The 19,229-nt window shown below is 71.2% G+C and carries 16 protein-coding genes and 2 pseudogenes; 8 read left to right on the top strand and 10 right to left on the bottom strand.

Translation table 11 applies throughout. From position 1 onward, the window contains the following. Window positions 1-354 (bottom strand): transposase family protein (locus AC07C1_RS32630; RefSeq protein WP_478944910.1); only part of this gene is annotated, 354 nt, incomplete at its 3' end. 330 nt (window positions 355-684) lie between these two features. Then, window positions 685-1,461, bottom strand: a complete 777-nt coding sequence (locus AC07C1_RS32625; RefSeq protein WP_478944908.1) for a replication-relaxation family protein — start codon at window positions 1,459-1,461, stop codon at window positions 685-687. Between the two features lie 147 nt (window positions 1,462-1,608). Between AC07C1_RS32625 and AC07C1_RS32620 the strand changes: the two genes are divergently transcribed. Further along, on the top strand, window positions 1,609-1,890 hold the full coding sequence (locus AC07C1_RS32620) for a hypothetical protein (RefSeq protein WP_478944906.1): 282 nt from the start codon (window positions 1,609-1,611) through the stop codon (window positions 1,888-1,890). A gap of 338 nt (window positions 1,891-2,228) precedes the next feature. Here the strand turns inward: AC07C1_RS32620 and AC07C1_RS32615 are convergent, their stop codons facing one another. From AC07C1_RS32615 to AC07C1_RS32595, 5 genes and pseudogenes are all read right to left on the bottom strand, one after another. Continuing rightward, window positions 2,229-6,626, bottom strand: a complete 4,398-nt coding sequence (locus tag AC07C1_RS32615; RefSeq protein ID WP_478944904.1) for an nSTAND1 domain-containing NTPase — start codon at window positions 6,624-6,626, stop codon at window positions 2,229-2,231. Continuing rightward, window positions 6,623-6,796, bottom strand: a complete 174-nt coding sequence (locus AC07C1_RS32610; RefSeq protein WP_478944902.1) for a hypothetical protein — start codon at window positions 6,794-6,796, stop codon at window positions 6,623-6,625. The genes AC07C1_RS32615 and AC07C1_RS32610 overlap by 4 nt, the downstream gene beginning before the upstream one ends. A gap of 53 nt (window positions 6,797-6,849) precedes the next feature. Further along, on the bottom strand, window positions 6,850-11,166 hold the full coding sequence (locus AC07C1_RS32605; protein ID WP_478944900.1) for an nSTAND1 domain-containing NTPase: 4,317 nt from the start codon (window positions 11,164-11,166) through the stop codon (window positions 6,850-6,852). Window positions 11,167-11,195: 29 nt separating this feature from the next. Next, the gene (locus AC07C1_RS32600) at window positions 11,196-11,600 is read right to left on the bottom strand and encodes a CU044_2847 family protein (protein ID WP_359556435.1); all 405 of its coding nucleotides are present in this window, start codon (window positions 11,598-11,600) and stop codon (window positions 11,196-11,198) included. 549 nt (window positions 11,601-12,149) lie between these two features. Continuing rightward, window positions 12,150-12,349 (bottom strand): annotated as a pseudogene (locus AC07C1_RS32595) (ATP/GTP-binding protein); the annotation flags it as partial. Between AC07C1_RS32595 and AC07C1_RS32590 the strand changes: the two are divergent. The 4 genes from AC07C1_RS32590 to AC07C1_RS32575 all read left to right on the top strand — a co-directional run bounded on the left by AC07C1_RS32590 (window position 12,339) and on the right by AC07C1_RS32575 (window position 15,124). After that, the gene (locus tag AC07C1_RS32590; protein WP_478944897.1) at window positions 12,339-12,470 is read left to right on the top strand and encodes a hypothetical protein; all 132 of its coding nucleotides are present in this window, start codon (window positions 12,339-12,341) and stop codon (window positions 12,468-12,470) included. The pseudogene AC07C1_RS32595 and the gene AC07C1_RS32590 sit on opposite strands and share 11 nt — an antisense overlap. Before the next feature lie 326 nt (window positions 12,471-12,796). Then, window positions 12,797-13,480, top strand: a complete 684-nt coding sequence (locus AC07C1_RS32585) for a hypothetical protein (RefSeq protein ID WP_478944895.1) — start codon at window positions 12,797-12,799, stop codon at window positions 13,478-13,480. Beyond that, complete coding sequence (locus tag AC07C1_RS32580; RefSeq protein WP_478944893.1) at window positions 13,477-13,815, top strand: winged helix-turn-helix domain-containing protein; 339 nt, start codon at window positions 13,477-13,479, stop codon at window positions 13,813-13,815. Before AC07C1_RS32585 ends, AC07C1_RS32580 begins: the two co-directional genes overlap by 4 nt. A 103-nt stretch (window positions 13,816-13,918) precedes the next feature. Beyond that, window positions 13,919-15,124 (top strand): alpha/beta hydrolase family protein, encoded by a 1,206-nt coding sequence (locus tag AC07C1_RS32575; RefSeq protein WP_478944891.1) that lies wholly within the window; start codon window positions 13,919-13,921, stop codon window positions 15,122-15,124. A gap of 217 nt (window positions 15,125-15,341) precedes the next feature. On the opposite strand, the gene AC07C1_RS32570 is transcribed toward AC07C1_RS32575, so the two are convergent. Further along, window positions 15,342-15,677, bottom strand: a complete 336-nt coding sequence (locus tag AC07C1_RS32570; RefSeq protein ID WP_478944889.1) for a helix-turn-helix domain-containing protein — start codon at window positions 15,675-15,677, stop codon at window positions 15,342-15,344. A 1-nt stretch (window position 15,678) separates the two neighbouring features. Continuing rightward, a complete protein-coding gene (locus tag AC07C1_RS32565) occupies window positions 15,679-15,951 on the bottom strand; it encodes a hypothetical protein (RefSeq protein WP_478944887.1) in 273 nt (90 codons plus the stop codon). Window positions 15,952-16,408: 457 nt separating this feature from the next. Here AC07C1_RS32565 and AC07C1_RS32560 point away from each other — a divergent pair. The 3 genes and pseudogenes from AC07C1_RS32560 to AC07C1_RS32550 form a co-directional block, all read left to right on the top strand. After that, window positions 16,409-16,720: pseudogene (locus tag AC07C1_RS32560) on the top strand (AlbA family DNA-binding domain-containing protein); the annotation flags it as partial. A gap of 86 nt (window positions 16,721-16,806) precedes the next feature. Next, entirely contained in the window at window positions 16,807-17,088 is a 282-nt protein-coding gene (locus tag AC07C1_RS32555; protein WP_478944918.1) for a hypothetical protein, read from the top strand. A gap of 930 nt (window positions 17,089-18,018) precedes the next feature. Next, complete coding sequence (locus tag AC07C1_RS32550; RefSeq protein ID WP_478944885.1) at window positions 18,019-18,543, top strand: hypothetical protein; 525 nt, start codon at window positions 18,019-18,021, stop codon at window positions 18,541-18,543. Between the two features lie 126 nt (window positions 18,544-18,669). On the opposite strand, the gene AC07C1_RS32545 is transcribed toward AC07C1_RS32550, so the two are convergent. Then, window positions 18,670-18,939 carry a hypothetical protein gene (locus tag AC07C1_RS32545; RefSeq protein WP_478944883.1) on the bottom strand — a complete coding sequence of 90 codons (270 nt, stop codon included), beginning with the start codon at window positions 18,937-18,939 and terminating at the stop codon, window positions 18,670-18,672. Window positions 18,940-19,229 lie beyond the last annotated feature (290 nt).

The raw sequence follows: 19,229 nt of genomic DNA, 5'->3' as shown, positions 1-19,229 counted from the left end.
GTACGGGGTGTCGGCGGCGACGCGGTCGATCGGCAGCAGGGTGCCGTCGAGGATGACGAACGCCTTCGTCCGGATCGTCCTCATTGCCTCGGCCACGGACGGAGCGAGGACGGACAGGGCCTCTACGGCTTCATGTATGTACCGGTAGACGGTCGCGATCCCGATGCCGAATCCGGCTGCAAGCTGGGCGTAGGTGTCACCGCACCGCAGGTGGGCCAGGGCGAGCAGGGCCTGACGTGCGGTGGAAAGGCGCCGCCAGCGCGTCCCGAGCTCCCGCCGCCTGGCTGTCAGCTGACCGGTCAGGAACCGCAAGGTGCGGCTGGACAGATCGATCGAGGACGGGTAGACAAGCACGCGAAGCTCCTGGCAGACACGGGCGATCTTGGTCGAGAACCCGTCTACCAGGAGCTTCGTCGTTGCGCAGGACTGTCCAACTCGCGGTCAACAGCGCCAGCTTGGAAAAGGCTCACTGCCCCAAGCCTCGGCAAGCGCTGAGTCCGCATGCCACGCAGAGCGGTGGCTCCTGGGTACATAGCCATGAACCCCGGAGCCATCGCTCTCATCGCTCGGACGTCGCACCGCTCGTCATCCCCTCGGGCCTGGTTCCCGCGACGTTTGGTGTGCGACCCCGACCATGGGTCCGGCCGTGTCTGCGCTCATCCCCGACCATGGCTGGTCGGCGTGCTACGACTGCCGGTTCGCCCGACCGGTCCATGGGACTCGCTGGTCGGGGTCGTGGACGGGGCGCCACACGGGTGCGGATGGGCCGTGCTGGAGCAGGTCGGCCAGCGGCGCCGCGAGGACGGGGACGTCGTGCAGGAAGCGGGACGGTGTCAGCAGCCCGGCCCCCGCGCGCAGGACGCTGATCCGGTTGTCGACACCGGCGGGGCCGGTGCCGTCCAGGACGAACAGGACGCGGGGGAAGAGCGGGTAGCGCCGCCGCCACTCCTCCAGGACCGGTTCCTGGAGGGTCGGCCGGCGTCCCGGGACCGCGGGCACGTAGCGGTGGAGGCGCTCGTACGCGGTCAGCTTGGCGGCGAGGCGTTCGGGGCCCATGGTGGCCCGGTCGACTTCCACGAACGCCCGCAACATCGACCCGTTGTCCCCGTCGACGGGCGTGCGCCGGTAATACAGGAGGGCGTCGGGGATGACGGCCTCGCCGCTCCCGATCGGGTGGTGGACCTCGGGGATCCAGTCCAGCGGCCGACACAGCTCGCCGTGGCGGCGGGCGTCCTCGAGGAAGGCGAGGGCGGTCTCGGTCACGGTCAGGGTGTGGCCGGCCTTCAGCCGTACGGCGGTCGGATCGGACACGGTCCTGGAGGGCCGGTGTCCGCGCATCTCGGGCCACTCGGAGGCGAGCTGCACGCCGTACGGGGTCGGGAACCACACTCGGGTCCGTCCGGCCTGCGGCAGCCACGGCCGTCGGCAGACCACCGCTGCCAGCCAGCCCAGCAACCCCATTGACCGACCCACCCGCCTCGAAACGCGGCCCCCGCAAGCGACGCAGCACCGCTCGCACCGTGCCGTGGGTTCCCGAGCAGATGGGTGAGACCGCCACACGATGAGCCTCCCGGGCACACCCCGGAGACTCGCGCAGTCGAACAGCGCATGCGCGCCCACCACGCCCGCGCCGCCAAGGCCCTGGACGTCCAGACCGAGCCGGGCGGGGAGTTCTGGGGGTGGGCCGGGCGCACCCTGGGAGCCCCGGCTCGCACCGCCGCCGGAGCCCCAGCGTGGCTGCGGCTGGTGTCCGCCCTGGCCGACAAAGCGTCGGGGAAGTTGTGGGACGGCGCCCTGGACGCACAGCACGCCTTCGACGACCTAGACGTACACCAGCAGCGCCCGGCAGCCCGAGCCGGAGCCGCGCCCGACCTGGTCAAGGGGTGCTGAGCGGCCTTCTGGTGGCCCGGAATCCCGCTGCTCGGTGGACAGCTGTGCCCAGGCGCCTGGGTTCTTCTGCCGCTCCAGCCACTTGCCCAGGTCGTCGCCCTCGAACAGCACAGCCAGGGCCAGGCGCCCGCTGCTGGGGACCCGCCTCGACGGACCCGCCTCGACCACCCGAAAATCCGGAAGATCTGGGCAGACCAGGGCTTCGGCCGGCCGCCTGGTCGACTGGGCCGCGCAGACCCTCAGCCGCGAGGTGGAGATCGTCCGCAAGGATCCAGATCAGCGCGGATTCCAGGTCCAAAAACTGATCGAGGCAGAGGTCAGAGTGAGTCTGACGTCGCTCAGCCATCCCGGGTACAGGGTTTCCGGGACTTCGGATCTGCAGGGAGCAGATCCACCTCGCCGCGGGTGAGTTCCCGGTCGCCGATGATGTCGCACAGCTCGCGGTACCACCGACCTGGCGCCAGTTGGAGAGGTCCGCCGGTGCCGTCGGGGCCGACGTGGAGCACGGTGCTGCCGTCCGCCGAGGCGGCCAGGAACGAGTGCTGCCCGTCGAGTGCGCTGTCGCGCGGGCCGGTGAACGAGTAGAACGACTCGTAGCCGGGCTCGCCGATCCGGTAGACGCGTACGGTGTTGTTCGCGGCGACGAGGTAGCGGCCCTCGCCCTCCAGGAATTCGACGGCGAACGGCGTGCCCGCCGACTCGGCGAGGCTGCGCAGGGGGCCGATCTCCTTGTGCGGCGGGTCGCCACGCCGCCACAGTTCCAACACCGAGCCCCTGCGCAGGATCGCGAAGTACTCGCCCTTGGCGTCGAACTGGGTGGCAAGGATGTCGTCGCCGGTCTTCACCGTCTCGGTGATGCGCCCGGTGGTGATGTCGACGACATGGATGCCGGGTCGGTCCAGGACGATGACGGCGACCCGGTTCGCCACCGGGTAGGGGCCGATCATCACCTCCGCGTCCTTGGCTCCTCCGGCTCGGGAGCGGACCGTCGCGGCGTCGAAGCGCGCGAGTCGCCGGCCGGTGCGCGGATCCCATTGCTCGACGATGTTTCCCGAAGCCGTGATCAGCTTCCCGCCGCGGTCGAAGAAGTAGCCGAAATCGTAGTTCGGGTGCTTGCTGCTGCCCTTGTTGTCGTCGATCTCGATGTCCCCGATCGACGGGGTGGAGTCATCGAGTCGGGGAGGTTCGGCGGTGGTGACGGTGGTGGTGCGGCGCAGCGTGGTGGCGTCGCGAACGGTGACGATGTTCGCGCCCTCGCGGTCGGCGACGAGCCGTCCGGTGCGGTCGAGGGCGAGGGGTTCGGAGGCTTCGGGTACCCAGTAGGGCTTGCGGCGCGGTACGTCGGCGAGCACGCGGGCGCTGTCCTCGCGTGCGTGGTGCCGTTGCATGCGCGAGCCGTCCGCCAGGACGGTGATCGTGTACTTGCCGTCGTGCGTGAGGAGTTCCTGGGCGACCTCGACGAACCAGTTTCCGGGGCGCAGTTGGACGAAACCGATCATCGACTCGTTGTGGCGGACGTAGTAGAGCCTGCCGCCGGACTCCGCGAGCCATGGGCTGCTCTTGGCGAGCGAGGAGGTCGAGTCGGGCAGGCTGTTGCGGGAGAGGACCTTGCCGTCGCGCATGTCGACGACGGTGAGGCCCTTGAGGGAGCTGAGAGCGACACGGAGGCCGGAGCTGTCGAGGGACTGCACGGAGCAGATGGTGGATGCGAAGTCCTTGTTCTTCTCCCTGTAGGCGTAGCCCTCTCGCGAGCCGTCGCGGACCCGGTGGACGGTGACCTCGGTGGTCTCGCCCCGCACGTGGCACAGGACGACTCGGGTCCGGTCGCCGGAGATGCGGATCTGGTCGGCGTCGGCGCGTACCACGAGCCAGCTCCTGCCGGTCTTGAGGTCGAGGGCGAGCAGGCTGCCCTTCTCGCCCTGCCCGAAGTCGCGGAACCGCTTGTAGACGGGGACCAGCAACGTCCGGTCGTCGGGGGCCGGCCACATCTTGAACTCGAGGCCCTTGGGCGCCGGAAGGTTCCCGGCGAGGATGCCGTGCGGGCCGCTGTCCAGGTTCCACCAGATGATGCGTTTGCGCACGTGGGCGACCATGATCGTGCCGTCGAGGGACATCGCGGGGGTTACGGTGTCGCTCCAGTTCGTGCCGATGCCGGGGGCGTCGGGGAGCCGGTGCAGCGGCCCGACGGGCTGCTTCGCGTCGGGGTGCACCTCGAACCACACGGCCTTGCCGTCGTACTGAACGTAGGCGGCGCGTCTCCCGTCGGCGGACACCATGACGTACTGGACCTTGTCGGTGGATGGCACCCGCACGGTGCGCAGCGGTCCGGTCAGGGAGTGCACGAACAGGGTAGCGCCGGAGCGCTTGGCCGCCCCGAGGACCACGTCGCCGTCACGGCTCTTGTCGAAGACGGTGTCGCCGAGCTCGCCGGAGAGCACCCGGTCGTAGTCCTTGTACTGAAGGTACTGGCGCAGCAGTTCGTTCTTGGCCTCCTGTGTGGGGGACATGTCGTAGGCGGCGAGGGAGAGCAACGCGGCGCGGGCCGGGTCGGTGACAGTCGACTCCGACGCGGCCTGGGCGAGGGCACGGGAGGCACCGAGGGCGGCGCGTTCCTGGCTGCTGCGGCGTTCGACGACATAGAGCATGCCGAGCACCAGAGCGAACGCCAGGGCCGTGGCCAGACCGGAGAACAGGGCTCGCCGCCGGCGGGCGCGGGCACGGCGGTGGGTCCGGCCGGCCCTCAGGTAGTCCCGCTCCGCCTCGCTCAGGACCGCGGCACGCTCCGGGAGCCACTGTTCGGCGCCGGCCACCGCCGCGGAGGTCGGCAGGTGTTCGGGGGCACGGTCCGCCTCCTGCCAGCGCTCCATTTCGTGCTGCACGGTCTCCCGCCAGCCGAGGAAGGACCTGTCCTCGGCCACCCACGCGGCGAGCTTGTCCCACTCGCCGATCAGCGCCTCGTGCGTGAGCTCCACGGTCTCGGTGCCTTCGGCGCTGCGGTCGGTGACGAGCAGCCGGGTGTGCGCGGCGATGCGCTGGGCGATGCGCCACTGGTCCTCGCCGAGGTCGCCGCGCCGAGCGAGGCGCCGGGTGGCCGCAGCGGCACCGAGCGGCAACCGGACGAGCTGGGTGAACAGCCGGCGGGCGGTTGCCTCGTCGTCCGGCGGCACGTGTTCGGCCCAGACCCGGTCGGCGTGGTTGCCGAGCGCGCCGGTGACACCGCCGAGTTCATCGTACGCGCGGTGGGTGAGCACGCCGTCCTCCTGCCCCTGCCAGAGCAGGTCGAGGGTGAGGGCGAGGAGCGGCAGCGCGCCTGGTTCGGTGCCAGTGTCGGCGAGGATGCGCTCGGCGAGATGGGGCTCGTAGGAGACGCCGGGGAGGCGTTCGACGGGGGTGGTGACAATGTCGCGCAGTCCGTCCTCGCCGAGCGGCCCGAGAGCGTGCAGGTGCCGACCGGTGACGGGTCCGAGGTGTGTGTGACCGAGGACGGGTTCGAGGAAGTCGGCGCGCAGGGTGGCGAGTACGCGGACGGCGGGCGGCAGGGCGTCTTCGGCGAACAGCACGTCGGCCAGGTCGCGCACGGCGTCCGGGGGCTGCGACAGCAGCTCTTCCAACTGATCGACGATCACGAGCAGTCGACTGCCACCCTGGACTTCGAGCAGGCGGTCGATCGTGTCCGCGAGGCCGTGGTGGCGCAGTTGGCCGGACAGTTCGGGCAGGCGTGCCAGTCGTCGGGTCTCGGGCAGGTCGGGTTCCAGCAGCGGCAGCAGTGCGGAGGCGAGGGCCGCGAGGGGGCTGCTCCCGGACGCGGGCCGCAGGACGACGACGCAGGCGTCACGCGCTCGCAGCCGTGGCGCCACACCGGCGAGCGCCAGCGACGACTTGCCGGAACCCGATGGGCCCACGACGGTGACCCATTGCCGGTCGTCGAGCGCCCGGGCGATCCCGTCGCTCTCGTTCCGCCTGCCGTGGAAGACCGCCGCGTCGGCCTCCTCGAAGGCGGCGAGTCCGCGGAACGGCGCGGGCGGCCGCACGAGTGGGCCCAGTTCGGGCCAGGCGGCCACCAGACCCCTGGTGGGATTCAGGTAACTGACGGGCGGCTGACCGGACTCCGCCACCGCGACCATGCCGACCACACCCGACAGACCGTCGTCCCACACCGGCCCACCGCTGAAGCCCCGCGACACCGGGTAACCGTCACCGGCGAGATCGGCCTGCATCCAGCCGTCGGCCTGCCGCCCCCTCAGCACACCCGCGTGCCACACCCCGCCGGGGCGCCCGGCCGGCAGTCCGAAGGCCCGCACCCGGTGCCCCCAAAGCCCGTCCACGGCATCGTCGGAGGAGGCGTCGGCCGACTCGTCCGCGTCGACCAACCGCACGGGTCCCGCACCGGGCAACGGAGCCGCGAACCGCAGCACGGCGACATCGGCGGTACCGGAAGCCGCACCGCCCGGCCCCCACGGCGGCACCCACAGTTCGACGGTTGCGTCCGCACGCGGCACGGTGGGCACGAGAGGCAGGTCGACCGACAGGCGCGCGCCGGGTTCCGGTGGTGCGTCGGCCGACGTGCCGAGGGCGGCGCAGACCACGTGCGCGCAGGTCAGGGCGACCGTGTCGGACACCAGGAAGCCCACGCCGACGGGTTGCCGCCGTGCGTTCAGGATACGTAGCAGCGCTCTGTCCAGGACCTTCGGGCCCATGGCCGCCGACTGCCGTTCCGGTCCCCGCGCCGACTTCATCGCGCCGCCCGGTCCGACGGACGACTCCAGGTCAGGGGCACCGTGAAGCCGGCCTGCGCGGTGGTCCGGGAGATCCCCAGGTCCGCGCCGGCGGCGAGGGCCGGGCCGCGCGGTGCGACATCCCCGGCGCCACCGGGCGCGCACACGGGTGGTTCGACCGGATACGCCATGCGTCCCCCTCGCTCGGACCTCGTCGTCCATGCTCGCCGGGCAACACCCGGCGCTACGGGCACAGTTGCCATGTCTTCGCCTCCGCCGGGAGGTTGTCGCGTTCGTCCGCCGTGAACGCGCGGTCTCCGACGATGCGGCACAACTCCCGCTTCCACAGCTCCGGGTCGAGGACGAGGGCGCTGGCAGTCTTGTCAAAGGCGGCGTGGAGCACGGTCCTGCCGTCCTCGGACACGTCCGGGAACGAGTAGTCCCCCGTCCTGAGGGTCGAATCGGCGAACAGGTACGCGTCGCCGTAGCTCCGCTCGCCGATCCGGTAGGTGCGTACGGCGTTGTCCGCGGCGATCAGGAAGCGGCCGTCGTCGAGGAAGACGGCGCGGTACGCGTCGGCGCTGCTCTCGCCGACGGTGCTCAGCGGGCCGATCACCTTGCGTCCGGGGTCGCCGCGCTGCCACACCTCGAGTCCCGTCTCACGGCGCATGACCGCGAAGTACCGTCCGTCGGGACTAAATTCGGCGGAGAGGACATCCCCCTCGGTGGGCACGCGGGCTGTGACGCGTCCGTCCGTGATGTCGACGACGCGGATGCCGCGCTGCCCCCGCACGATCACGGAGACCTGGTTCCGGTCCGGATACGGGGCGATCGTCACGAGCGCGTCCGGGTGATCGCCGGGGCGCAGCGCGCCGGCGTCGAAGCGGGCGGTCTGCCGGCCCGTTCGCGGATCCCACTGCTGGACGACGGTGCCGGAGACCGTCAGCAGGCGGCCGGTGTGGTCGAAGAAGTAGCGGAACTCGTACTGCTGGAAGTGCCAGCTGAGCGCCCCACTGACGTCCAGGTCCCGGACCCAATGGGCGCCGGGCCGGGTCTTCGGCGGCCGGACGGCGGTCACGGTGGCCACCTTCCGCGGCGTCGACGTGTCCCGGACGACCACCGTGTCGGCGGACTCGCGGTCGGCGACGAGCCTGCCGGTGCCGTCGAAGACGGGCAGGTCGGGCTGGTCGGGCACCCAGTACGGCTTCGCCCGGGACGCCTCCGCGAGGACCTGTCCTCTCCGCCTCGGGTCGGCCGGGCGCAGTTCCATGCGGGAGCCGTCCTCCAGGACGGTGATCGTCCGCTTCCCGTCGGCGGTGAGCCGCTGCTGAGCGACCTCGGGCAGTCGTCTGCCCGGTGTCAGTCCCAGGAAGGTGATCATCGACTCCTGTTGGCTCACGTAGTAGAGCCTGCCGTGCGACTCCGCAAGGAGGTCCGCGGGCATGGACTGTGCGCCGGATCGCGGCAGCGGCGACCAGGAGATCGTCTCGCTCCTGTTCAGGTCCACGACGCGCAGTCCTTCACCCCAGGGGAGCGAGACGCGCCGCCCGGTCGCGTCGACGGCGTCCACCGTACATATGTCAGTGACATACGCCTTGTCCTGCTCGCGGTAGGGGCGGCCGATCCCGGCGCCGTCGGAGGTCCGGTGACGGCTGACGACGGTGTGCTTGCCCTCCGCTCGGCACACGACCGCGGTGCGGCGGTCACCGGACACGAGGATCTCCTTGGCCTCGGAGAGGAGTTGCGTGACGCGGCCGGTGCCCATGTCCACGGACTTCAGCGCCTGCGCGCCCGACGCCGTGTAGACCTTCGTCAGCAGCGTCCGCCCGTCCGGGCCGAGCCACAGGGCGGTGTTCATGTCGTGGGGTGCGGGCACCTCACCGGCGAGGGTGCCACGGTCCAGGTTCCACCACACCAGGCGGCCCCGGACGCGCGCAGCGAGGACACGGCCGTCCGCCGACATCGCGGGGCGCACCGAGGATTCCCAGCTGACGTCGCTGCCGCCCGGCGCGTCGGGCAGCCGGTGCATCGGGCCGAGCAGGCCTGCGGCGCCGGTGTCCACCTCGAACCACACGGCCCTGCCGTCCGCCTGGACGTAGGCGCCGCGCCTGCCGTCCGCGGACACCGCAACTCCCTGGACCTGCCCGGTTGAGGGCACCTGGGCGCTGCGCACCGGACCGGAGGTGGCGCCGACGTACAGGACGGCCCGGCCCAGTTTCGAGGTGGCCAGCACGACGTCGCCGGTCGCACTGGTGGTGACCTCCCAGACCGTGCCCAGCACACCGGACAGTACCCGGTCGTAGTCCTTGAAGCGCAGGTACTGCCGCAGGAGCGCGTTGCGGGCCTCCGGCGTCGGCGCCGTGCGGTAGGCGGCAAGTGCCTTCAGCACGCTGAGGACGGGTTCCGTGCGTACGTCGTCCTCCGCAGCCACCGCGAGAGCGCGGGAGGCGGCTTCCGCCGCGCGTCCCCGGCTCTCCTCCCGCGTGGCATAGAGCGACGACAGTGCCACCAGGACCAGTGCCACGACGAGACCGACGGCCGAGAGCACCGTCCGCCGCCGACGGACCCTCGCGCGGCGGTGGGCGCGGCCGGCGTCCAGGTAGCGCCGTTCGGTATCCGTCAGTTCTTCGCCGCGTTCGCTCAGCCACTGTTCGGACCGGGCGAGCTGCAGGGGCGTCGGAAGCAACTGCGAGGGACGCTCGGCGTGCTCCCAGCGGTCCATGTCCTGCTGCAGAGCGGCCCGCCACTCCAGGAAGGCACGGTCCCCGGTGGTCCAGTCGGCCAGTTTGCCCCAGTCGCTGATCAGCGCCTCGTGCGCGAGTTCCACGGTCTCGGTGCCCTCGACGTCGCGGCCGGTCACCAACAGCCTCGTCCCCGCGAGCCGTTGCGCGACCCTCCACTCCTCGGCGCGCAGTTCGGTGCGCAACGCCATCCGCCGGATGGGCGCGGGCGTGCCGACCGGGACCCGGACGAGCCGGGTGAACAGCCGCCTGGCCGCTTCTTCGTCCCCGGGCGGCACGCACGCTTCCCAGACCCGGTCGGCGTGTTCGCCCAACGCGCCGGTCACACCGCCAAGCTCCTCGTACGCCCGGTGCGTCAGCAGGCCGCCCTGCTGCCGCTGCCACAGCAGGTCGAGAGTGAGGCCGAGGAGCGGCAGCCGACCCGGCCCCGGGTCGGTGTCGGCGAGGATGCGCTCGGCGAGATGGGGTTCGTAGGACACACCCGGGACGGCCTCCACCGGCACGGTCACGATCTCGCGCAGGCATTCCGGGGTCGGCGGGGCGAGCGCGTGCAGGTGTCCGCCGATCTCCGGGCCGAACCGCGGATGGGCCAGCACCTGCTCCAGGAAGTCGGCGCGCAACGTGATCAGTACGCGGACAGTGCCGGGCAGCGTGTCGCCCGTGAGCAGGTCGGCCAGCTCGTCGACAGCGTCCGGTTCCAGGCCGAGGACCTCCTCGAATTGGTCGACCACGAGGAGCAGTCGGCTGCCGCGCCTCAGCTGGAGCAGCCGGGCCACGAGGTCCGCCGGGCCGTGGCGGCGCAGCACTTCGACGAGTTCCGTGATCCGCTGGGGGCGCTCGGCCTCGGGCAAGCCGGGCTCCAGCAGCGGCAGCACCGCCGCCGCGAAGGCAGTGAGCGGGCTGCTGCCGGGAGTCGGCCTCACCACCGCCACCTGGGCGCCTTCCGCGCGCAGCCGGGGCACCACGCCGGCCAGGGCCAGCGACGATTTGCCGGATCCCGACGGCCCCACGACGGTGACCAGGCGCTCGGCGGCCAGTGCCCGCGCCACGTCGTCGCTTTCGGCCCGCCTGCCGTGGAAGATCGCCGCGTCCGTTTCCTGGAATGCCGAGAGAGCCCGGAACGGCGACGGCGGCAGCGTGACCGCGCGCAGCTCGGGCCGGGCGGCCAACAGTCCGCCGGTGGGTATCAGGTAACTGACAGGCGGTTGTCCGGACTCGGCCACCGTGACCATGCCGACGACACCTGACAGCCGGTCGTCCCATACGGGGCCGCCGCTGAAGCCCCGGGACACCGGATACCCGTTGCCGGCGAGATCGGCCTGCACCCAGCCGTCGGCCTGCCGACCCCGCAACACCCCCGCGTGCCAGACCCCGCCGGGACGGCCGACGGGCAGCCCGAACGCCCGCATCGGGTGCCCCCACAACTCGTCCGCGTGCACCAAACGCACCGGTGCCGCTCCCGGAATCGGCGTCTGCAGCCGGAGCACGGCCACGTCGGCGGGCTCGACGACATCGTCGCGCGCGGAGGGCACCGAGGATCCCCCGTTGGGTGTCCGCGGCGGCACCCAGTGCTCGACACCGGCCGTCGTCGCAGGCGTGCCGCCGTCGGGCTGCGGGGCGGGCACGAGGGGAAGGTCGACCTGGATCCGGGCGGAAGCGGGAGGCGCCGCGTCCCCCGTCGTGCCCAGGGCCGCATGAACCACGTGCGCGCAGGTCAGGGCGAGCGTGTCGGAGACCAGGAAGGCGACGCCGACGGGCTGCCCACGGCCGTCGAGGACACGCAGTACGGCCGCGTCCAGGGACTGCGGGCCCGTACTCACCGTACGCTCGGACGGTAACGCGGGCACTGTCATCCCGCGGCGTCCGCTGCCGGTTCGCCGGACGACTCATTGCGCCAGGTCAGGGTGACCTTGAAGTTGGCCTGTCCGGTCGTCCGGGAGATCACCACGTCCGCCTCGGCCGACAGGGACAGGCCGAACTCGACGCCGATCTCGTCGGGTTGCCGTGCCATGTCGCGGAATCCGTCGACGAAGTTCTCCGCGACCGGCCGGATCCCGGCGAGCATGTCGTTCAGCGACCGGGTCGCCCGCGCCACGACCTGCCCGGGACGGGCGACCTGCACCAGCCCGTCCGCGACCTCGTCGATCTGGACCTTGATGATGCCGGTCGCATCCGACGGAGCGGATCCCGCCCCCTCGCCACCCGCTCCCGCGCCGCCCGCCCCGGAAACGGGCAACTCGACCAGGTACGCCATGCTTCCCCCTTCGCGACACCTGCCACGCCGGCTCCGTACACTACCGATTCGACGGCCTGTCGGGACCGAATCGTCTCGAAGCGCTGCGGATTTGACGGCACGTCAGTAGGAACTGAAATCACACCCCCGGCAATTCGGATGAGCGCAGAACCTCACCCCGCAGGACCAGAGACCAGCACCGCGCTCCAACATCCAGCAGGCGTGCTCACGTCCAGTCGATGCCCAGTTTCCGTAGCGCGTCCAGCTGTTCTTCGGTGAGCTTGTCCCGCCTGGCACGGGTGTTCGATGTCCATACGCCCAGCTTGACGACCACTGGTGACGCTCGGAGGGGGGCTTGTTGGTGTATCACGGGCTTGCTGGCCTGGTGTGTTGTGGGTTCGTTGAGAGAGGCCGGGTGCACCGTTCCAGGGGGCAGTTCGGGGTGTGAGCTGGGGTTGTGTTGTGTGCGCTGAGTTGGGACCGGGTTCAATTGGGGGTTTCGTCAGCGCGTAAAGGCTCGGTTGGTGTTTGTGCTGGTCAGCGTTATTTTGGCTGGTCGGTGGGGTGGGGTTAGCGGTGGCGGGTGGGGCGCCTGTGTTGTTCGGCGAGGTGGTCGAGCTGTACCGCGTCGAGGGCAGTTTTGGTGATGCGTTCGGTGCCGTCGTGGATGGCGGTGATGGCTGCTTGGGGATAAGCCTTGTGAGATATCCGATGCGGCCGGCGGTGCGCTGGTGGAGGTAAGCGGCGTGGCGGGGGAGGGTGCGCCGCCTGCTGCGCCTGTCCGTACAGCTGTGGTGGCATCCCTACTGGGAGATCGCCCCCTCGGCGCCGGCGGCCCGTTCGGAGCTGCGGTTGCTGGCCCGTGCCAGGGGAGCCGTCCAGCTGGCGTGACCGGGCGTCGCGGTCGACCAGGAGCACGAGGTTGCGCCAAGGGTTGCGCCTATCGGTTGCGCTGGAGGTTGCGCGCCCCGCAGGAGCGTCCCGTGTCCGCGCAGGTCGCCACGCGGTTTCGCTGTGGTCCGCCCGCTGACATCCCCGTTGCGACCCCCTTCGACCATGCCCTGGCTGGAGTTGAGGATGAGGGAGGGTCCCGGATCCGATGGAGTGCACACAGATTTCTTGCCATAACTGGTTTGTGATGCAAAGCTGACTGGGTGACAGACGCTTCGATGCCCTCGCAAGGCACGCCTCACGAAGTCCTCGCCGGTCTCGGTGAATTGACCCGCAAGGTCCGAGCCGCTCAGCGCGGCACCTGGTTTCCTCTCCTGCTGCTCGGCGTGCTCATTTTGGGGGGAATCCTGATCAGCCGCTTCACGTTCCAGGTCCTGACCGTTCCCTGCCCGGCGACCGCCCCCGCTGCAGGCATGGGCTGCACCGTCGTCAAGCAGGGGTCGCCGCTCTACTGGCCCAGCGGGATTTGCCTCGCCTATGCGGCGACGGCGTTCTTCTACATCCGCCGCTCCCGCAACCGCGGCATCGGCACCCCGGTCCGGCCCTACATCCTCACCGGCATCGCCCTGCTCGGTGTGGTGGCCGCCACCTCCTTTTGGAGCACCCGCCACGGGATCCCGCGGCCCGGTGAACCACTCGACTTCTGGGGCCTGCACCTCGACCCCAGCTCCGAGATGACGGGGTTCCTCGAGCGGCTCGTGGGGAACGCCACGGCCGTTGGGCTGCCGCTGTTGGTGCTGTCCTGGGTGGAACGCAGCCGCGTCCTGCTGCTGCTCACCGCGGTGTATCTGGCCATCGAATTGGTGCCGCTGTCCACCGGTTGGTCGGGGATCCCCTTCACCTCGCCTTGGTTCTTCCTGCCCCGCTACGCCGTTCCCGGCGTGCTCCTCCTGCTCGGCGCCCTCGGCTTTGGCCTGGCCGAGCTCCCCCGGAGGCGCAACGCGTCATGACCGATCAGCCCGAGCAGCACCCCGTCACCGGTCTGGACGACGTGGTCCACCAGCGCGTCCGCCTCGGCATCCTCACCGTCGCCCACCAGGCGCGCCGGGTCGAGTTCGGCTTCCTGCGCACGGCACTCGGCCTCACCGCCGGAAACCTCAGCCAGCACCTCGCCGTCCTGGAGAAGGCCGGACTGGTCGATATCGAGAAGGGCTACGAGGGCAAACGGGCCCGCACCTGGCTCTCCCTCACACCCGAGGGCGACCGCGCCCTGCGGGACGAGGTCGCCCAGCTCAAGCGCCTCATCCACCAGATCGAGCAGGGCAGCTCAGCCCCGGAGTCCTGATCTGGACCCCGGCGAACCGTGGTGAGCCGTGAGCGGCTCCCGCCGACGTCCGACGGACCCGGAGAGCACGCCGAACACCGTCCAAGGAACCCAGGGAGGACACGTGACCATCACACCGGTCACCACGACGGACGTGACGCGCCGTCGCTTGCTCGCAGCCGCGCTGGTGACGGGGATCGGGGCCGCCGTGCCGATCAGCTCAGCGCGCCAGGCGTGGGCGGCTGCGACCGCCCCCGGTCTGTCGCAGCTCACGCTGCCCAGGCCCACCGGGCCGCACCCGGTGGGCACGGTGCCGCTCCACCTCGTCGACACCTCGCGTCCGGATCCTGTGGCCGGCCCGGGGCATCACCGCGAGTTGATGGCCAGCGTCTGGTACCCCGCTTGCAAGACGAAGGACCTGCCGCGTGCTCCCTGGATGACCCAGGCTGCGCTGCGGGCGTTTCTGGCGGACGTCGGCTTCCCCCTCGATCCCGCCCTCGGCCCACTCACCGCCGGACACGTGGGCGCACCCGTGCACCAAACGGGCCATCGCCTGCCCGTCCTCGTGTACTCGCACGGCGCGGGCAGCCATCGCGGCGACCACACCATCATGGTCCAGGAACTCGCCAGCCACGGCTACGCCGTGGTCACCGTCGACCACACGTACGACGCGTTCAGCGAGTTTCCCGACGGCCGACTCACCGTTCCGGCAGAGGTCCCGCCGTTCCTGGGGCCCCGGGACTTCGCCACGGACATCCGGTTCGTGCTCGACGTCGTCGAGGGCCTTGCCGCCGGGCACAACCCCGACGTCGACGGCAGGCCACTGCCCCAGGGACTGCTCGGCGCCCTCGACCCGAGGTGCATCGGCGCGTTCGGCTGGTCCAAGGGTGGCACCGCCACCGCGCTCACTATGCTCACCGACCAGCGCGTTGGCGCCGGGCTCAGTATCGACGGTCCGATGCAGCCGACCATCGCCACCGACCTGGACCGGCCGTTCATGATGATGACCGCTTCGTTTACCCGGGCCGCCATGCCGGACGTCGCCGAGTTCTGGACACACCTTTGCGGTTGGCGGCTGAACATCCAGGCCGACGGGGCCATCCACAAGACGTACGGCGACGACGCGACACTGATCCCGCAAGCGGGCAAGGTCCTCGGCATGACTAACCAGCAGATCCAGGACATGATCGGCACCCTCGATCCGGCTCGGGCGGTCCGGATCCAGCAGGAATACCCGCTCGCGTTCTTCGACCTACACCTGCGACACCGCCGGGGACATCTGCCCGACGGCCCGAGCGCGGCCTTCCCAGAGGTGAAGTTCATCCCGTGAGAAGCGTCGGACCGCGCAATGCACGGCCCGACCAAGACCGCCAGGAATGCCGTCGCCATCCGGACACGGCCTTCGCAAGGCCGGCTATCCGCGCAGCCCTTCCATCGCGCGATCGACGCTCCTACCGCTCGCCGTCGTCCTCCCCGCCGGTCGAGGGTTCACGTAGCGGCCTGCGGCCGGCCTCCTGCGGGCGGAAAAACGCGTAGCGGCCGATCTTCTACCCCTGGCCGCGGCCATGCTCCCCGCGCCCGCGGGGATGGTCCAATCGCGCCGAGCGCCTTGACCGCCAGGTAGATGTCCTCGCGCCCGCGGGGATGATCCATTGTTCAGCTGCGTCCCAGCGCTCCCCGGTGATGGCCTTCACGGTCCTGAGAGTGGGTACCGTCTCTCCTGCGAGGGCGCGGCGTACGACGTCCACCGAGATGCCGCTGTCCTTGGCGAGCACCTCGAAGGTTTTGCCCGAGGCGTCCTTGGCGTTGCGCAGTCGCTGGATGAGGGTCCGCAGCAAGGGGGGCGTGCTGGCCGGGATGGGGCTGAGCGGTCGGCCGGCCATCTCAGAGCGTCCTGCCGAAGGCGCGGCGCACGTCCAGGCGCAGCCCCGGCCGGGCACGCGCGAGCCGGCCGGCGGCCGCGGCCGCCAGCGCCCCCAGCACGGCGGGCACTTCGTGACCGGTCGCGGCCAACGCGGTGACGGCCAGGACGACGATGACGATGACGACGGCGTCACCGGCCGGGAGACGGCCGGCGAGCGGGTACGCGATGCCGCACTCGGCAGCCACCGCGACGACCGCACCGGCCGTGGCCAGGCGGGCGGAGAAGACGAACATGGTGCTCCTCGAACTGATGACGAAACAGATGCACCCCGCCGTGCGGTTGTTGGGGGCGAAGCGCCCGCGGCCTTGGCGAGGCCTCGATCGTGGCACCTGACCGGCCCGGCGGGCCAGGCCGATCACCCGCATTCCGGCACCTGCGTCCACACGGACGTGCCGTCGTCACGCGAGGCCTTCAACTCGCCCCACCGCAGGTCAGCGGCGGTGCGGACACGGCATTCCGTCTCTTTGTCCAATTCGGCAGGCCCGAAGCGGTAGCCCCTCAGCCACCCCCCTCGAGACCGCCCGGTCCGCCCCCCACGCCCTGCCGGTCACCGCGGATCAAGAACACGGACAACTCGCCACCTTCCTGCGGGCCGCCGGTCTGCAGCAGCCCACGACCGGCGGCGAGCCGGGGACGCACCTTCCCCTCGGCCGGCCGGCGTTGTCAGTGCCACGCCGTAGGGTGCCGGACATGGCCCGCTCCTGGACACGACTGCATGAGCACCTCGGGGCTGCGCCCGGCCCCCTGGACTTCGGCATGGTCGCCAAGGCGGCCGCCGCCCGGCTGGCGGAGTCCGACGACCTGGCCTGGAAGGAACAGCTTCCCCAGCCCTCGCGCGAGGGCCGCTGGAATGAACTGGCCAAGGACATCACCGCGATGGCCAACACCCGCGGCGGCCTGATCATCTTCGGCGTGCGGGACACCACGTGCGAACTGGTCGGCATCGACCCGGACGAGGTGAACATCGAGCAGTACGCCCAGTGGGTCCGCAACCACGTCCAGCCCTACCTGCCCGACCTCACCTTCACCGTCCTCACCTCGGCCGACGGACCACCAGCGTCCTCATCGCCGACGTCCCGGCCAGCCCCATGGCACCCCACCTCGTCTACGGCACCGCCGCCCGGGACAAGGACCAGCAGGCCGCCGTCGCCCCCTACCGCGACCGCGACCACACCGCCTGGATGGCCGAACACCAACTCGAACGCGCCTACCGCGACCGCTTCACCCGCGCTCAGCGCGCCGAGGACGAAGCACGCCACCTGCTCGCCCACGCTCAGGAGACCGTGCCGCCCAGCACATCGAGCCGGCCACCTACTTCGTCGCCCTGGCCCGCCCCGAGCGCCCGCTGCCGCGCACCGCTCCGCGCCTGACCCGCGAAGAGATGACCGCCGTGGCCCGGGCCGCCCGCCGCCGGGGCGGTGATCCGATGAGGCCCGGCCCTCTGGCCAGTCTGGAGACCGTCACGGGCAACCCGCGGCCCGGCCTGCGCCGCTGGGTCCTGAGCACTCTCCTCCTGCCTGGCGCCCGCGAGGTCCATGCCCAACTGCACCACGACGGAACCGTGCTGCTGGCCGCCAGCGTCTCCTGGCATGCCGCACGCAACCTGGCTGCCGATGAGTTGCCCGACGCGGGCGTCGCGGTGTCCGAGGACTTCATCGGCGCTTGCTGCCGCGACCTGACCAACACCGCCTGGGAACTGGCCCGCCGGCTGCGGATGGACAGCGCGCTGCAGCTGACCGCAACCCTCACCGTCGTCACCTCCTCTCCCACTACGCCCCCGCCCTGGTCTCCGTCGTTAGCGGTTTCGGCGGCTTCACCGACGTTCCCAACCACGCCCGCCACCCCCGCCGGATCCAGCCCGTCACCGCCACACTGCCCCGCTCGACGAGGCCGAAGCCCTTGCGGAGACCGCACAGGAGCTGTTCACCGACGTGATGAACCAGTTCGGCCTCGACCCGCAGCTCTAAGGCCCCCGAACGCCCGTCCCACGCCGAGCACGGCGACGTCCCCGCCCCGCACCGCGCGGCGGCCCAGCCCGGGGCTTTCGCACGCCGCCCCGGCACCGGGATCCGGCAGGCCGGCCGCCGCGCCGTGACTCCGGCACGACGACCGTCGTTGTCCCGGCTGGTGCCGCCCCTTGCCCGCGCTGTGACGGTGCCCGGCCGAGTGCCGCGTCAGCCCACGACTGACGCGGACAGGTAGGCCCCAGACGCGCCGCGTCACTCACAGCGCCCCGCCCGTGTGGCCACGCCACCCAGCAGGCGCCGGATCGTGGGACCGGCCGCAAGGACGGCACGGCCATGACCTCCACCCACCCGCGCAAGCGACCGCAGCGGCGCAGCGAGATCCCCCACGGCCCGCAGCAGGACACCGGCCTGCAGCAGATCCGCGACACCCTGCCGCCCGCGCCCGCCCCCTGCACGGTCAAGCCCGCCCCGCGCCCGGTGGGCGACGAGGTGCCATCGGAACTCCTGGCGCTGGTGACCCACCACTGTCGCCGCATCAACGCCTACCTCGCCCGCGCCCAGCACCTGCAGACCGTGCACGGGGATGACATGAAGCAGTGGCAGCGCCTGGCCCTGTACGCCCTGACCGACGCCCTCGCCCACATCCATCTCCTGGTCGGCACCCTCGCCGCCTACCTCCAGCGCCAGGACCTCGACGCCGACCTGCTGCGCCGCTACCAGCAGTCCCCCGACCCCGATCGCTACATCACCCGTGAGGCCGTCCAGCACCTCGACGGCCTCACGGGCGCCGTGCCCGAGGACCCGGCCGAGCCGGTCTGGACCTCCGTCGGCCGGCATGTCGCCCGCGACGGCAGCTGACGCCGGACCGGCAGCACGCCCAGGCTTGTTCCGGGCGAGGGATTCCCTGTTGCCCGCGGTTGGTACGCGAGATGTTCGCTCGGGGATGGGGCCCGGAGCGCCTGGGCGGGTGCCGTCGGCCGGCGGTCAGGCGGCGCGATGCGCGGGTGCTGGGGGTGGCGGTTCGGGGACGCGGGCGTGCAGGGCAACCTCGGGCGGGCGTCGACGCTGGAAGAGTCCCGCGTCGCCGTCGGGGAAGCGGGTGAGGAACTCGTCGTCGTCGGCGAAGAGCAGGCTGGAGGAGAACGAGACGGGATCCACGCCCGCGGGCAGGGCGACGCCGTCGCGCCGGACGCGTTCAGCGACAACATAGGTGAGGCCGATGGTGAGGGCGGTCTCGACGTTGCCAGCGGACATGGAGTCGAGCAGGTTCCTGAACCTGGGGCTGATCTTGTCTCCTCCCAGCGGATGGGGAAGACAAGGCACCGGGCGTAGGCGAGCAGGTGCAGTTTGGTGGAGTGATCGGCTTCGCCGATCCATCGGGCGTCCTCGCCCAGCCGGGGCCGGACCTCTGCGTCGACATAGGGACGCTCCGCCGGGTCGTTGCACGCGCCGGCGATGACGATCGGCATGTCCGCCTGGCGGACTGCGTCAATGGACAGGTGGACTCCCCTGTCCGCGACGAGTCGGCCGAGGAAGACGGCAGA

It is taken from the genome of Streptomyces sp. NPDC045022, from assembly GCF_056432605.1.
The sequence above is the reverse complement of the archived record's forward strand: the minus strand, read 5'-3'. Positions and strand labels throughout refer to the sequence as shown.